Source organism: Streptomyces sp. NPDC059788 (genome assembly GCF_042732265.1).
Lineage (GTDB): Bacteria > Actinomycetota > Actinomycetes > Streptomycetales > Streptomycetaceae > Streptomyces.
On sequence record NZ_JBHWHY010000012.1, the window covers coordinates 62431 to 76323 of the forward strand.

General features: G+C 70.0%; 17 protein-coding genes. 4 read left to right on the plus strand and 13 right to left on the minus strand.

Annotated features, from left to right (window positions below):
* Nucleotides 1-103: 103 nt before the first annotated feature.
* The 8 genes from ACFV57_RS13040 to ACFV57_RS13075 form a co-directional block, all read right to left on the minus strand.
* Nucleotides 104-1348, minus strand: coding sequence for a helix-turn-helix domain-containing protein (locus tag ACFV57_RS13040; protein WP_385229707.1), 1245 nt, complete (start codon nt 1346-1348; stop codon nt 104-106).
* Between the two features lie 186 nt (nt 1349-1534).
* Entirely contained in the window at nt 1535-1927 is a 393-nt protein-coding gene (locus ACFV57_RS13045; RefSeq protein WP_385229710.1) for a hypothetical protein, read from the minus strand.
* Nucleotides 1924-2181, minus strand: coding sequence for a hypothetical protein (locus tag ACFV57_RS13050; protein WP_385229712.1), 258 nt, complete (start codon nt 2179-2181; stop codon nt 1924-1926). The genes ACFV57_RS13045 and ACFV57_RS13050 overlap by 4 nt, the downstream gene beginning before the upstream one ends.
* 40 nt (nt 2182-2221) lie before the next feature.
* Nucleotides 2222-2743, minus strand: coding sequence for a hypothetical protein (locus ACFV57_RS13055; protein WP_385229715.1), 522 nt, complete (start codon nt 2741-2743; stop codon nt 2222-2224).
* A 188-nt stretch (nt 2744-2931) separates the two neighbouring features.
* Nucleotides 2932-3375 (minus strand): NUDIX domain-containing protein, encoded by a 444-nt coding sequence (locus ACFV57_RS13060; RefSeq protein WP_385229718.1) that lies wholly within the window; start codon nt 3373-3375, stop codon nt 2932-2934.
* Nucleotides 3339-4034: a dTMP kinase gene (locus tag ACFV57_RS13065; protein ID WP_385229721.1), complete on the minus strand. Its 696-nt coding sequence runs from the start codon at nt 4032-4034 to the stop codon at nt 3339-3341. Before ACFV57_RS13065 ends, ACFV57_RS13060 begins: the two co-directional genes overlap by 37 nt.
* Nucleotides 4031-5536: a B12-binding domain-containing radical SAM protein gene (locus ACFV57_RS13070; protein WP_385229724.1), complete on the minus strand. Its 1506-nt coding sequence runs from the start codon at nt 5534-5536 to the stop codon at nt 4031-4033. Before ACFV57_RS13070 ends, ACFV57_RS13065 begins: the two co-directional genes overlap by 4 nt.
* Nucleotides 5490-6332, minus strand: a complete 843-nt coding sequence (locus tag ACFV57_RS13075; protein ID WP_385229727.1) for a hypothetical protein — start codon at nt 6330-6332, stop codon at nt 5490-5492. Before ACFV57_RS13075 ends, ACFV57_RS13070 begins: the two co-directional genes overlap by 47 nt.
* A gap of 294 nt (nt 6333-6626) precedes the next feature.
* Here ACFV57_RS13075 and ACFV57_RS13080 point away from each other — a divergent pair, with 294 nt between their 5' ends.
* From ACFV57_RS13080 to ACFV57_RS13090, 3 genes are all read left to right on the plus strand, one after another.
* The gene (locus ACFV57_RS13080) at nt 6627-7910 is read left to right on the plus strand and encodes a helix-turn-helix transcriptional regulator (RefSeq protein ID WP_385229730.1); all 1284 of its coding nucleotides are present in this window, start codon (nt 6627-6629) and stop codon (nt 7908-7910) included.
* Between the two features lie 121 nt (nt 7911-8031).
* On the plus strand, nt 8032-8412 hold the full coding sequence (locus ACFV57_RS13085; protein WP_385229733.1) for a hypothetical protein: 381 nt from the start codon (nt 8032-8034) through the stop codon (nt 8410-8412).
* 108 nt (nt 8413-8520) lie between these two features.
* Nucleotides 8521-9042 (plus strand): hypothetical protein, encoded by a 522-nt coding sequence (locus ACFV57_RS13090; protein ID WP_385229736.1) that lies wholly within the window; start codon nt 8521-8523, stop codon nt 9040-9042.
* A 306-nt stretch (nt 9043-9348) separates the two neighbouring features.
* Here the strand turns inward: ACFV57_RS13090 and ACFV57_RS13095 are convergent, their stop codons facing one another.
* From ACFV57_RS13095 to ACFV57_RS13115, 5 genes are all read right to left on the minus strand, one after another.
* A complete protein-coding gene (locus ACFV57_RS13095; RefSeq protein WP_385229739.1) occupies nt 9349-9576 on the minus strand; it encodes a hypothetical protein in 228 nt (75 codons plus the stop codon).
* 83 nt (nt 9577-9659) lie between these two features.
* A complete protein-coding gene (locus ACFV57_RS13100; protein WP_385229741.1) occupies nt 9660-10529 on the minus strand; it encodes a hypothetical protein in 870 nt (289 codons plus the stop codon).
* 133 nt (nt 10530-10662) lie between these two features.
* A complete protein-coding gene (locus tag ACFV57_RS13105; RefSeq protein ID WP_385229744.1) occupies nt 10663-11547 on the minus strand; it encodes a helix-turn-helix domain-containing protein in 885 nt (294 codons plus the stop codon).
* A gap of 87 nt (nt 11548-11634) precedes the next feature.
* Nucleotides 11635-12219 (minus strand): hypothetical protein, encoded by a 585-nt coding sequence (locus ACFV57_RS13110; RefSeq protein WP_385229747.1) that lies wholly within the window; start codon nt 12217-12219, stop codon nt 11635-11637.
* Between the two features lie 254 nt (nt 12220-12473).
* Nucleotides 12474-12926 carry a hypothetical protein gene (locus tag ACFV57_RS13115; protein ID WP_385229750.1) on the minus strand — a complete coding sequence of 151 codons (453 nt, stop codon included), beginning with the start codon at nt 12924-12926 and terminating at the stop codon, nt 12474-12476.
* Nucleotides 12927-13216: 290 nt separating this feature from the next.
* Between ACFV57_RS13115 and ACFV57_RS13120 the strand changes: the two genes are divergently transcribed.
* A complete protein-coding gene (locus ACFV57_RS13120) occupies nt 13217-13831 on the plus strand; it encodes a hypothetical protein (protein ID WP_385229753.1) in 615 nt (204 codons plus the stop codon).
* Nucleotides 13832-13893: the final 62 nt, after the last annotated feature.

The window sequence follows — 13893 nt, forward strand, 5'->3', positions numbered from 1 at the left end:
ATACCCGGCAGGAGCATACGGGTTTGGGGTTCGTCAAGGCCCTTCAAGCCGTATGCCCCGTACGGGTTTTGGTTACGTCAACGTCTTCTGCGTAACGCTCACCTCACAAAGCCGTACGGCGGTTCGCTGGCGCGAAGCTCTGTCCGTATGGCGTCGCCACGACCCCGAGCAGCTCGGAGATCTGGCGGACCCGGGCAGTGGAGCCGAGGCTGATCTTCTCCGCGATCACTCCTGGCAGCGCCTGGTGGCGCACCCACTCCGGCGCTTCCCGACAGACTTCTTCCAGGGTCTCCAGCGAGGAGTCCCACATCTTCGCGTCGGCCTGCGCCATCGCCTTGTCCAGGGCATAGCGGTTACGGGCAGCCCCTTGAAGGCCGGAGACGTCATGGATGGAGTCCGCCAGGCTCAGAGCGGTGCCCGTCTCTCCAAGCGCCACTTTGATCCCGACGGCTTGCGTGGTGGCGGTTACCGGGCCGAACAGCGTCCCGTAGGCGCGGCACTCATTGCCCAGACGGGTGCCGATGGCGTGACTCTGCGAGAGGAAGTCTCCTGCCCGGACGCCGTCGTCCTTCCGGCTCGCCACGACGGCCGCGAAATTCACGTGCGAGCCGTACACCACCAGTTCCTCCGGTGTTGCAGCGGAGAAGCGGGGCTCGATGTCCATGGCCGCCTTGGTCGCCAGGTTGAGCGCGTCTTCCAGTCGAGCATCGCGCAGGTAGACCCACGCGCGACCGGAATCCACGAGGGCGGCGCGCATCGGGTCGGCCGCCTGCTCGGCAGCCTTGTGCGCATGTCCGATCGCTGCGTACGCAAGGTCGCGGGACCCGAGCAGGTTGGCCACGTACGCGCTGATGCGGTAGGCGTCGGACAGCACGGACCACGCCTCGGCCTGCTGTCCTGCTGGCTGCGCGTGCAGCCGTACGACAGCATTCTGCAAGAACGGTGCGGCGACCGCGCCCGCCTCTACGTAGTTGCCGGCCCAGTACTGATCCCAAGCCGTGCCCGTGATGGTGCGCAGTTCCTCCAGCGTCGGCGGTTCGTCCACCGTGCTGGGCAGGATGCCGGCCGCTGTGTCGTGCACCGTCCTGGACAGTGTCTGCAACACCCTGCGGTCCTGACGAGTGACAGCTCGCCGAGGTGCCTGCTGCCCAACGATCACCGACACGTCGGCGTGCAACGCTGCCGAGACCGCGAGCAGCGTCGGGAGCGTCAGGGCTACGTCTCGCTCCGCCCGCGCGATGGTGTCCACCGTTAGCCCCGTTGCTTCGGCCAGCTCGGTTTGTGTCAGATTCCGGCCCCGAAGGATCTTGATGCGCTGTCCTGTGCTGTATTCGCTCCACTGCGGCATACTCAACTCCGTTCGCGCACGCGCGGATTCGCCGTCCTGGCTCAGACAAGCAAAACGGTACGCCACGGGTTACCCGGGGGCCCGCCGACGGTTCATTACGCTTCACGTTGTGCGAGCATCAGCGTGAGTGGTCCGGTGGGCAGGTCGTTCGGCTGCGGGGTGAGGGCGCAGCCGGGCTGTACGGCCTTACTCGACGTGTCCACACGTGCCGCAGACCCACTGCGACTCGCCAGTTTCGTTGCCGTCCTCGTCCACCTCGACGGTCTTGTACATGGTTCCCTGGCCCCCGGTCTGCTGGCACTCGGGGCAGGGGGTTTCGCGCGTTTGGATACCTGGCGGCATGACCCCACGGTCCTTCCGGTGCTCGGTCCAGTCAACACCGCGCCGTGCCAGCGCCTCTTCAAGGAGGCGTAGGGCGCGGTGCTTGCCGCGTTCGCGGTCCTCAATGTCCTCGGGTGTCTCACCGAGCACGCCGTTGCGCCCGCACCCGTAGCACCACCAGTTGCTGCGCTCGGTCAGCGGAGGCTCCATCGGCTGGTGGCAGGCCGGACACTGCACACCTTCTACCGGTTCCGTCACGGGCTCACTCCCTGTACGTGGCCGCACCGCGAGCAGACCGAGATGGCACTCCCGTCGACGTCCCGGTGCTCCCACATCGTCCACCGGCACCGCGGGCAGCTGGCCGTACGGATGCCGTACGGGCCCAGCAGCGGCGGATCTGGGGTGTTCGAGACATGGTCGGTGATACGGGCGCGTTCCTCATCGACTGCGCTACCTGCCATGCGCAGCAGGTGTGCCAGTCGTGTGCGGGCCTCGTCGGCGAACTCGGTCATCTGATCGCAGAATAGGGCATCGGGCCAGGTCGGCACGTGCTTATACGCGCAGACTCACACCGTCGAGGGCGACCGCCTCGGCCAGGGTGGTCTGGTAGTACGCCCTGGCCCGGGGGGCGCTCAGGTCCTTGGCGCTGTTCATGCACTGCTCGGCCAGGTTCACCGCGCGGGCGCGGTGCCGGGGCCCCATCGCAAGGACCTGCACGGTCATGCCGCGCAGCGCGGTGGCGGCCAGCTCGGGTTCGCCTGCTTCCGCGGCGAGGCGGTGGGCCTGCTCGTAGTACGGAATGGCTGCGCTCGGGTCGTCACTGTGGTCTTGGGGCATCCAGCCGATCAGGTGGGTGAGCTGCGAGGTCGCGCCGTAGAGCTGCCGGCCGGTCTCCTCGTCGAAGCGGCCCTTCAGCCAGGGCCCGGCGTTGTGGTTGAGGTAGCTGATCGCGAGGTGGCGCACGTGACCGCCGCCGTACTCGGCAGCAAGGTCACCCAGGGTTCGGACCATGGTCAAGACGGCGTCGACATCGGCCCGGCCGACGCGTACGGCGTCGGCCGGAGCGGTGTGCACGCGGCGGGTGACGGCGTCGGCGTCGGGGAGGCCGAGGGCGGAAGGGCGGTGCCGCCGGTGGCGGTCAGGAAATTCCGACGGTCCACGTCGCTGTCGCTCCTCCCGAGAGCCAGCAGTGCATCCACGGTATCGACGTGTCCGGCCGCGCCGGAGCGCTCCTCGGGGTAGGGTCCCGCAGTCTGTGTGGCTCATGGCTCTGGCCAGCCGTGCAGGGTGAGCGGAGCGGGGTTCATCAGGTAGCCGTACAGGCCGGCGGCGGGGTACTCGATGATGTCCTTCGGCAGATCGTGTACGTCGAAGAAGCGCAGGTCGAGGCACTTGTCGGGCTCGCGGTTGGTGGGTTCGCCCTCCCATCGGGTGGCCAGGAAGAAGAAGCCGATGCGTTCGTTGCCGGGGGCCTGCTGGTGGTGGACGACGTGGACCTGCCGCAGGTGGTCCGGGTCGATGGTGAGGCCGGTCTCTTCCCACAGTTCGCGGGCTGCGCCGACGGGGAGGGGTTCGCCGCTGTCGAGCTTGCCCGAGGGCAGGTGCCAGCGGCCGTAGCCGTAGGGGCTGCCGCGCTGGGACAGGAGGATCTTGTCGCCGTCGCGCAGGATTACGTGGGTGTCGACGACGGGGGTTGCTGTGGGCATGGGGTCACCGTGCTCGTCGGGGCCGTTGTGGTCGGCTCGACGCTAGCGGCTGGCGGGGCAAGGGCGCTTGTGATCCGGGCGGCTGCCTCCTGCGGGGTGAGGACGCTGGTGTCGATGGTGAGGACCCGCACGCCCAGGCGTTCGAGAGTGGTGGTGGCGCTCCGGTAGAGCGCGACCTCGCGCGCGGGCACCTCGGGGTCCGTCTCGAAGCGGTGGTGGGCGCCGCGGCGGGCCAGGCGGCCGGCGATCGTTTCGGGGACGGCGGTCAGGACGACCGCCAGGTCGGGCAGCCGGATGTCGGCGTTCAGGGCGAGCAGGAACGGCTCGGGGACGTCGTCGAGCCGCTGGACGACGAGGGTGGAGGCGAGGTAGCGGTCGCACACGACGGTGTCACCGGCGGCCAGGTGGGGCTGTATCTCGATGTGCAGGTGGTGGTAGCGGTCGGCGGCGACCAGGCAGGCCAGGGCGCGGCCGCGGATGTGGTCGGCGTGGGCGCGGGTGAACTGGCCGAGCGCGCTGTGGGAGGGCTCGGTGGTGGCGTGGACCGTCTCGCCGCGCTCGCGCAGGCGCGCGGTCAGGGCGGTCACGGTGGTCGACTTGCCGACGCCGCCGGGGCCGTCCAGCGTGACCAGTCGTCCCGGCGGCGGGGGCTGGGTCATGCTGCGAGTTCCGGACGGGCGGTGCGGGCGTGCTGTTCGCGGGTCAGGGCGGCCAGGCTGGTGCGCAGACTGGGCAGGGGGACGCCGCCGAACTGGATGCCGACGCTGAAGTTGAACTCGTCGCGGGCCCGCATGGTCTCGTCGGCTCCGTGGTCGGTGAGGTCGATGTCGCTGTAGGCGAGCAGGTCGGCCGGATCGTGACCTGCGGCGGTCAGCTGCTGCCACACGGGGGTGCCGGGGTAGGGGCGGAATTCGAAGACCGAGGCGCGGAAGGTGCCGGGCAGATGGTCGGACAGGTCCCACAGCGCGCGGATGTGCGCTTCGGTGGCCGCCAGGTCGTCGGGCTGCTCGCCCGGGTACCCCAGGATGAAGTACCCCTTGACCTGGATGCCGCGCTCCATCAGCCGGCGGGCAACGCGCTCGGTCATGGCGGCGGTGATGCGCTTGTCCATGGCCGCCAGGATGCGGTCGCTGCCGGACTCGATACCCAGGGCGACCTCGCGCAGGCCGTTGCGGGCCAGCGTGTCGAGCAAAGCATCGTCCGCGCGGTCAAGGACGTTGATGCGCCCCGTCGCGTCCCACACGTAGCGCTCGCCGATGCGGTGCGCGCTGAAGGCGTCCATGGCGGGGCGGATGATGCGAGCCGCGCCCAGGAAGAGGTCATCGACGAAGCGGAAGGCCGTAACGCCGTAGCGGGCGTGCAGGTCCTCCAGCTCGGCGATGATGTTGTCCGGGCGGCGGGTGCGGATCTTGACGTCGGGGTTGGCGGAGACGGCCGCACCGCAGAACCCGCAGTCATACGGGCAGCCGCGGCTGCCGACGATATTGGCCTCGATGCGGCCGTCGACGGCGGTGTAGGGGTCCTGGGGCAGGTAGCGGCGGTCGACGAACGGCAGGGCGTCGATGTCGGGGGCCAGGTGCCGGCCGGTGGTGCCGGGGGGTGCGATGCCCGCTGCCGTGGTGTTCAGCAGCCGGTCGCGCCACAGCACGCCGGGCAGTTCCGTACGGCGCCGGGCGTCGCCGAGCAGCGCGGCCGTACGGGTTTCGCCTTCGCCGATGACCAGGGCGTGCAGGCGGCCCATGCGCGGGTCGGCGAGGATGCGCTGCGGCATGGCCTTGGCCTGGTGGCCACCGACCACCAGGGCGATGTCGTCGTCGAGCCCGGCCGCGATGCGCGCGGACAGCTCGTAGGTGGGGGCCAGCAGGTTCATCCCGACCCAGCGCGGCCGGGCGGCGTTGATCAGACCGGTGGTCTCCGTGACGCCGAGGCCGTGGGCCTCGGCGTCCAGCACGCCCACGTTGAACCCGGCCTGGTGGGCGTAGGTGGCGATGTAGGCCATGCCGAGCACGGGCAGGGTGTAGTCGTTGACCCGGGGCCGCAGGCTGTAGTCGCGTAACGGGGCGTTGACGAACAGGGCGTCGAGAGTGCGGGATCGATCCGATCCGGCGATGAGGTCAAGCGGGTGCGTGCGGGGTGTCTCCTGGCTGTGCGGTGCGGACATGGCTCCCCCAGGTCAGCGTGAACAGGGTCAGAGCGTGCAGGTGGGTACGGTCCTCGTTGGCCAGGCGCCGCCAGTAGGCGCTGAAGGCGCGCTCGCCATCGGGGAAGGCGTGCTCGGGGGCGGCGCGGCGGGCCCAGGTGCGCACCGCGAGGTCGCCGTGCGGGTAGACCGCGAAGTCGCCGGTGTAGTCGGCGGCCGCGGCCGCCGCCGTCCACGGGCCGATCCGCGGCACCTCTTGCAGCGCCTTGACGAGGTCGTCCGGGCCGAGGTGCTTCCAGGTGTGGTGGTGGTCGCGGTAGGCGGCGGCCGCGGCGCGCAGCGCGGTGCGGTGGAACGTCGTGCCCGTGTCAGTGAACTGCTGGTCGCTCAGGTCCAGTACGGTCTCGGGGGCCGGGCACAGCGACAGGGCACCGGCCTGAGTGGACACGGCCGGGCCGTGCTCCTGGCACCAGGCGCGGTAGACCCGGCGGGCCTGGTCCGCGCGCACGACCTGCCGCAGAATCGCGGTGGTGATCGCGTCCCACAGGCTCGGGTTCGTCAGCCGCTGCACCGTTCCAAGGGAGGCGAGCTGCTGCACCAGGGTCGCGGCCGTGCGGGGCGCGGGCAAGGCGCTGGGCGTCACGGTCAGGAGCGGCGGCCGTTGGCTTTCGCCTGCCGCGGCGGCCGGGCGCAGCGTGAGCGCCTGGTCCGGTGCGCACACCGCGAGCCACGGGGTGTCCTGGTACTCGACCAGGCGCACGCGCTGTCCGTGCGGTTCGTGCCATGCGGGGTGGTCGGTGATGAGGGTGAAGGTCACTGTGCCGGTCTCCGTGTCGCGTGGCGGATGAAGCGCACCAGTTTGCCCCCGCGACGGTCATCTACGCGCGGAAACGTCCGAACGGCAAGCACGGTGTGGCAACTGCGAGCGTCCACTTGCCGGCCTACCCGGCCCCGTGCGCGCCGTATGCCCACGACACCACGACACCCGTCCGACCGGAGGTCAACTTGCACGCTGCGCACGCCATTTGCAGATGCTGCACACGGCATCGACGCGGGCACGACGAGTCACTACCGTGGAACGGGCCCCGGCCCCTGGCGCGCGGGAGGCGCTGTGTCCGACGACCCCCTGTGGTGCTCCGCCAAGGTCCGCTCCCTCGTCACTGCCCGGCACCCCGGCGGGCTCGTCAAGGTCGGACGCACCGCGCGCGGATGGCGTCAGGAAGACCTCGGTGAGCGCCTGGGGTGCTCGACCTCCACGGTCTCCCGGCTCGAAGCCCGCCGCTGCCCCTCCGATCTGTGTCTGCTGCGACGCGCCGCCGCCGAGGTGGGCATCCCGACGGATGTTCTGACCGCGTCGCTCGCCCTCGGCGCCTCCCCGGCCACTAAGGTGGCGCGCGATGGTCCACAAGCCGAGGAGGACCCGATGCGCCGCCGCACCCTGCTCGCCGCCGCCGGACTCGCGGCCCCCGCGCAGTTCCTGATCGGCGTCGATGCCGCGCTGGCGGGCGTCCCCGACCCCAGCGGCTCGGCCGCGCCCCTCGACCAGCGCCTGGCCCACGCCCGCGGCCTGTTCGACGCCGGCCGGCACGTCCAGCTCCTAGAGGAGCTGCCCGGCCTACTGGGCGACGCGCACGTGGCGGCCCGCTCCCGCCAGGAACTCGCCCTCGCCCGCCTGTCGACCACCTACAGCCTGCTCTCCCAGGTCCTCACGAAAATCGGCCGCTACGAGCAGTCCCGGCAGGCCGCCGACCGCGCCACCGTCTACGCCGACCTGTCCGGCTCCCCGCTCGCCGCCGCGGCCGCCGCCCGCGAGATGAGCATCGTCCTGCGCCACCAGGACCAGCCCGCCGCCGCCCAACGCCTCATCCTCAAGGCCGCGGCCCAGGTCGAAGCCACCGGACTCACCAACAGCGCGCAGACCTCCGCATACGCCCAGATGCTCTGCACCCAGGCGTACAGCGCAGCCCGCGCAGGCGACCGGACCCAGGCCCTGGCCACGATCGGTGAAGCCCAGCGCGCCGCCCGCCTCCTGCCCGAACAGGCCCCGCGCGAGCGCCTGCTCCCGCTGACCCCGGCGGCCGTCGCCCTGTACGCCGTCGGCGTCCACTGGGCTCTCGGCGACGCCGGCGCCGCCCTGGAAGCCGGTACGGACCTGCACGAAGGCCAGTTCCCCACGCCCGAGCGCCGGGCCCGGATGCACACGGATATGGCGCGCGCCTGGTGGCAGATGGCCAGACCCGAACCGGCCGCAGATGCTTTGCTGCACGCCGTACGAGCCTCGCGCGGCGAAGTCCGCGACCGGCCCGCCATCCGCCAGATCGTCACCGACCTCGCCCAGCGCCACCCCCGCACGGCCGGGGTCCGCGAGCTGACGGCCGCCGTCACCCCTTCGTAATAGGACCCCGGGCGCCCATCCGCGGCCGCCTCGTTGACGTAACGGATCGGGGTACTCGCACGTCTCCCCCAGTAAGCACGGCCTTGGAGCGGGCCCGGATTCCCATGGGAGAGATCAGCACGTGACCGTAGAGTCCACGGCCCGTTCCACCGACACCCCTGAGCACCCCCACACCTGGGTCGTCGCCGCCGAGATCATCGTCGATGAGTCCGTGGCCCGCGTCGCCGACTTCCGCGGCTCCTTCCGAACCAAGACGCAGCAGCGCATTGACGCCCTGGACACCTACTGCCGGGCTTGCCGCCGCCCGTACGCGGCCGTGGTCGGCGGCGACTGCGCAGCCGCCATCGACAACAGGCATTTGATCGGCGGCGACCAGAGCGTCCGCGCGAAGCGAAAGACCCCCGCTCCCCCGCCGGCCGGGGCGAAGATCGTGCCCGGCGGCAAGTTCACTCGGTACGGGCTGAAGGCGTACGTGTCCGGGGTGTCGCGGCCGCCGGTATAGGCCGAGCCGCCAGGGCGCGACGTAAGCCGGGTCGTGTTCCTAGCTTCCGCCGGGTGAACACGACACCCAAGGACAAGCCCGGCCGCCGCGCCGGGGCACGGCTCGCCCGTGAACTGGCCGGGTTGCTCCTGGTTGCGCCAGGTCGAGTTGACCCCCGGCACAACGCTGGACTTCCCGATCGAGGCGGGCCTGTGGTACGCGTGCGAACGCTGCCACCGCTACATCAAGGGCAACGGCTGGGCGGCCCTCGCCCGCAACATGGGCTATCCGGAGGGGCACGCGGGCAGTGAGGTGTGGCAATCCTTCCGGGTGGCCCGGGAGAAGGGGCCCGGCTACGCGTGGCCGCTCGTCGAGTCCAAGACCCCCGAGGTGGCCCCCGGCATCGCCCGTGCCTGGGGGGAGACGGTCGCCGAGTTCGACGGTGAGCAGCGTGAGGTGCTGGAGTCGGTGCACCTGGTCACGGTCATCCACACCACCCTGTACGCCCGTACGTCTTCCGAGGAGACCGTGAAGCACCTGCGGGACGGGGTCGGGCCGGATCTCATCAGGCGTTTCCAGAGCCGCTTTCACAGCCGCTCGGGGTGTCAGATGAAGGTGGCGCTGTATGCGGACCGACCGACGGCCGGGTGAGCTCGGGCACCAGGTGCTCCAGGAAGGCCGCCTCCAAGGTGCCGAGAGTGGGGGCGATGCTGGTCATCCAGCCGCAGGCGCACACCGCGGCGACCCCGCCCTCAGGCGGGTAGTGCCGGGTCACCGGCCGGTGCTGGTGCCAGACGGGGCTGTGTGCGGGACAGGCGAACAGAACGCCGGCGCCGGGTCCGGCGGCGCCCTTCCAACCGTCGGGCCAGGGCTGGGACCAGTCGAAGGCAGCGGGGCACTCCGGGACGAGGCAGTCCCGGAGAGCGAGGAGATACGGGCTGCTCGGCGCGGAGCGCATCAGGCGGCGGCCAGCAGCGGCACGAGTTCGACCGCCTCCAACTTGGCCCGGTACGCCCGGCGACGGGCGCGGTGCACGGCCCGGCGGGCGAGGCACAGCTCGCCGGGGCCCACGTGGCACTCGGGGCAGGCCACGCTGAACGCGCCGTGCTGGTACAGGCGCAGCGTCTCGTACAGCTCGTCGAGAACGAAGTCGTTGATGGTGCTGGCCGTGTACAGCTTCTGCATGGGATCCCTCGGGTGTTCCGTACGGCGGCCCGCCCGGGTGCAGCATGCGGGCGGGCCGGATCGGCAGGACCGTTTCGGCGGCGCTACTTCGGGGTCGGGACCGTGCCGGCCTTCACCTGAAGTCGGCTCAATCGGCGGTCGGAGCGCACCGCATTCCACGCGTGAACGAGGTAGGTGAGCTGTCGGGCCCACGGCACGGTGCCCTCCTTGGCCCGCTCGGAGGTGACGCGGTTGCGCAGCGCCAGGATCGGGTGCCCGGAGGGCAGCTCTGCGCCGTCGCCCAGCCGCTGGAAGAACCACGCGGCCTCTCCCGGGTCGATCGCGTTGAACAGGAAGTGCGCGGTGCCCAACGCCGACTGCGGGATGTGCGGGAACGCCGCTCGGGTGCGGTTGGCGATCTCGGCGGAGCGCCGGATCTCGGGGTGCGCCCCCAGCAGCATCTGAGATTCGGTTGTGGTCGGCGAGTTGCGCCGGGTGAACTTCCGGTCGCCCTGCTCCCACGCCCACACCCGGCGCAGGATCGAGGCGACGGTGGCGGCGTTGGCCTCGCCGCTGAGCGCCAGCGCGTCCGCGACGGTGCGGCGCATTCCGGTGTCCATCGTCGCCTGGGTCTCCGGGGGCAGGCCGATGACGATGAACGTCTCGACCGGAGTGCCGGCCTTCTCGATGGCCAGCAGTCGGTGCTGCCCGTCGAGGACATCGCCGCTGATCGACAGCTTGATCGTCTCTCCGTTGAGCGGCCAAGAGTTGTTCTGGATGTCCCGTACGTAGTCGTTGACGGTGTTTTCGCGGATGTGGCGGTTCCTGCGGTTCTGCGTCAGCAGACCCTTGGCCAGGGCGGGGGTGATCGTGATGTGCAAGGCCGCCGGGCCAGCACTGGCAAGCTGGTTGACCTCTTCCAGGGTCAATTCGGGCGCGAGCTGTACGGCGATGGGTGCGACGGCAGTGGCCACGGCGGGTTCCTTTGGGTGCTCCGTACGGCGGGGGCCACCATCGGATCGGGCGGTGGCCCGCGCAAGGCGTTTTGCCTTCACCCCGAAAGACGTGACAGGGAGACGATGTATTACACCGTCCCGCCACGCGGCTTCAGTCCAGTTCGGGCCGCGCGATGCGGGTACGGTTGACCTTCTCGGGCAGTGGTTTGAGGATGATCCATCGCCCGCCGCCAACCTTTACGGCGGGGATGGCGCCGGAGCGGCACCAGGCGCATACCGCGTGTCGTGTCACGCCGGCGAACTGGGCGACTTCTTCGACGCTGTAGCCATCGGGGATGCACTCGTGCTCGCCGCAGCGGCAGCGCTCGGGACCGGGCGGCGCTGTGCCATTGAGCACGGTGTTCAGGGCGCTCAGGTCGGCTAGGAGCTGCTCACGCCGTTCCCACAGCTCTTTCCAACTCCAGCCGTGCGCGTGCTCCTGCTCCACCAGGGTCGCAAAACCGCCGAGCGCGGCGACGGCCTTCTCGGCGGCGCCCCGCGGCACGTCGGAAATCTCCAGCACCGTGTCCTCATACTCGCGCGGAGCCACCCGCGGGTTTGGCCTCGAACCGCCCCGGGCCTGGAACCCACCGCTCAGAATGCGAACCCCCCAGCCCAGTTTCACCGGCTCGTCGCGCTCGTCGCGTCCGGCGATGAAACGCCCGGCCAGCCACAGATGCTGCTGATCCCGTACGTCCCAGATGTCCCAGTGCACGTTCACCCGGTCGGGGTCGGTCACCCAGGTGCCGTCCGTGCCCCAGATGTCCAAGCACAGATCGCGGACCGCGGTCTCAACGCGCGGGCTGAACCGCCAGTACTCGTACCGCGGACTGACCTTGGTGCGCTGTCCGCCAAGGCGCCGGGCCCGGTCGCCGAAGCCGGGGGCAGGGAGAACCCTCACCCAGAGGCGGTAGTCCCCACTGCCGATGACCTGGCGAGTGATCTTCACCTCGTGCCCGCGCGGCTGTGCGTGCCCCGTCGACTGATCGGTCGGCATGTTCTCGGCCTCCTGTTGGGGGAAGACGGCTCTTACGCAGGCCCTGCCCGCCAGAACACGGAGCAGTGGCACGCACCGCGGTTGTTGCTACGGGGTCTCCGGCTCCCCGCGGCGGGCGGCTCGTTCCGCCCTCTTCTGCTGCTGCCACCGAGACCGGGGGATGCCCTTGGGGCGGTCGCGTTCCCACTGGGCTTCCTCGGCGGCGTCTGCGGCGTGGGGCCCAGCGTGCTCGGTGGCGATCCGCATGTAATCCAGTGCCAGCGCCACCGTCGCCAGGACGGCGCTGGCCAGTCGCGAGTCGTCGAGCGCGGCGGCCGCCGCGCTGTACGCCGTCGGGAAGCGGATGTCCGGCCGCGGGTTCCGCATCCCCCATTCGACGTGGCCGCGCACCTCGGCGTCTACGACCTTGGGGACCGGGAGCGTGGCATAGGCGCGGACCTCGCGCTGGAGAGAGCGGTCTTCCACGTCCGCGCGGTTGAGGTGGTCCTCATGTCCCACCGCGACGTGGATGTCGTAGCCGCCCCAGGTGTAACGGGCGGTCAGGTCAGGGTTCAGGTTCACGGTGGACAGGGGGTCGCCGATGTTGTGCGGCTCAGCCTGGCGCAGGCCGGGATAGGCGGCCGCCACGGCGGCGGCAGTCTGCTCGGCGGGGGCGGGGACGGGTTCGGTCATGGCACTGCCTCTCGGCGCGGGCGGGACACGGGTCGCTACATCAGCGCGGCGCGCTGATGCCATCCCTGCGCCGAACAGCAGGGAGAGGAAGGTATACGGGCCAACCCTGCATGCGCGGGGACCACGGATGCACCTCTGCAACGGGCTGCGCGGAGCAGAGGGCCACCCCCGCAGACGCGGGGAGAAAGGGGCCGCCGCACCAACCGGTGGTCCCGTGGGCGGTTGGGCGCGGCCGCGGATCTCACCCTAGCGGGCTACGGCGCCTCCGGACGAGGCGTTCGGGCGATCATGGCGGTGAGGTCGGGATCACGGGTCCTGTGGGCCGCCTGCTCCGCCTGGATGTACAGGCTCTCCGCGGCCATCATGGCGCTCATCGAGCAACTGATCCGGGCGGTCGGCTCCTCTTTTTCGAGCGCTGCCAGGCGGGCCAGCCGTTCTTCTGTCTGCGCGACCTTGTCCCTCAGAGCGGACAGCTCGCCCCGGGCGATGGCCTCTTCCTCATCCAGCCGCTCGAATAGCGATGTCATCGCCTGCCCCCAACTGAACTCCCAGGACCATGCAGAGCCTCTGCCAGAACGCCAGAGTCCCGCCCACACCGTATGCCAGACAGACAGAACCTTGAGGGGGATGATCACCTCTGTCACCAAGCGACAACTGCCGCTTATATGCAGCTCGTTAGAGCACACCAGCAGACTGCTGAAGATCACGAAAGGGCAGGGGAGCACCTTTGCCCCAGAGGCGCACAGGCCCCAGGACGGTCACTACGCAACCAGCCGAGCTACGAGGGATGCAGCAGGCAGCATGCGTCTTCCGGCTGCCGCTGGAGCGCCATGACTGTTCGACCGGAGGAACTGGAAGAGCGCCCTTTGGGAACTGACTTCGGGCAGTAGTTCTGGATCAAGCCATCTGGAGAGGGAACTGGGCGTGATGCCGAGGGGGCGTGATGGGATACCTGCAGCGCGGCTTGGGTGCTGCGCCACTCGGATAAGGGAGCCCGATGGCACTGGCACTCACTGCGAACGACTTGCTGGCCGGTGAGGTCGTGCACGTCAGCAAGAACGCGAACGCTGTCGTCAGCCTCGACGAGACCGGGCTGAGCCAGTTCGCCTTCGGCCAGCTCATGTGGGTGGTCGGCATGCATGGCAAAGAAGCCATAGGCGGCCGACTGCATGTGACGAACTACCGACTCGTGTTCAACTCGCACCGGTTTAACCGTCTGCGCGGCCGCTTCAGCATCTTTCTGCCCGCCATTACAGGCGTCCGGGACGCCTCGTGGGGCCCCAAGAGGCAGATCGAGGTCTCCACTCGGACGCACCGGTTCACCTTCGTCGTGTGGGGCATCCCCGATCTCATCACGATGATTGACCACCTCCGGCAGGTGGCGAGCCCCACGCACACAGAATGGCTGGCCAGAGCCGCGCTAGCGGACTACACGAAGGTCGGCGAAGGGCTGAGGGTCGCCCAAGGAGCCGAGATGGCAAACATCGCTCTTTGCGCAGCCATGCAGACGTCGGAAGCCCTCCGGGCAGCCGTCACACCGGACCTGAGCGCCGTCGAACTGGCCGGAGCGATGGGTCTGATAGACCTCCTGGAGTACCTGGAGCAGACCTAGCTGACCCGAGCAGGCAAGCAACAGGACAGCGAAGGTCCCGGGAAGCGATCTTCCGACTCCTG

Bases quoted from the DNA above. Each gene is read 5' to 3' on its own strand.
- ACFV57_RS13070 (WP_385229724.1), bottom strand. From the start codon at position 5,536: ATGTCCGCACCGCACAGCCAGGAGACACCCCGCACGCACCCGCTTGAC.
- ACFV57_RS13065 (WP_385229721.1), bottom strand. From the start codon at position 4,034: ATGACCCAGCCCCCGCCGCCGGGACGACTGGTCACGCTGGACGGCCCC.
- ACFV57_RS13120 (WP_385229753.1), top strand. From the start codon at position 13,217: ATGGCACTGGCACTCACTGCGAACGACTTGCTGGCCGGTGAGGTCGTG.
- ACFV57_RS13060 (WP_385229718.1), bottom strand. From the start codon at position 3,375: ATGCCCACAGCAACCCCCGTCGTCGACACCCACGTAATCCTGCGCGAC.
- ACFV57_RS13110 (WP_385229747.1), bottom strand. From the start codon at position 12,219: ATGACCGAACCCGTCCCCGCCCCCGCCGAGCAGACTGCCGCCGCCGTG.
- ACFV57_RS13050 (WP_385229712.1), bottom strand. From the start codon at position 2,181: ATGACCGAGTTCGCCGACGAGGCCCGCACACGACTGGCACACCTGCTG.
- ACFV57_RS13105 (WP_385229744.1), bottom strand. From the start codon at position 11,547: ATGCCGACCGATCAGTCGACGGGGCACGCACAGCCGCGCGGGCACGAG.
- ACFV57_RS13095 (WP_385229739.1), bottom strand. From the start codon at position 9,576: ATGCAGAAGCTGTACACGGCCAGCACCATCAACGACTTCGTTCTCGAC.
- ACFV57_RS13040 (WP_385229707.1), bottom strand. From the start codon at position 1,348: ATGCCGCAGTGGAGCGAATACAGCACAGGACAGCGCATCAAGATCCTT.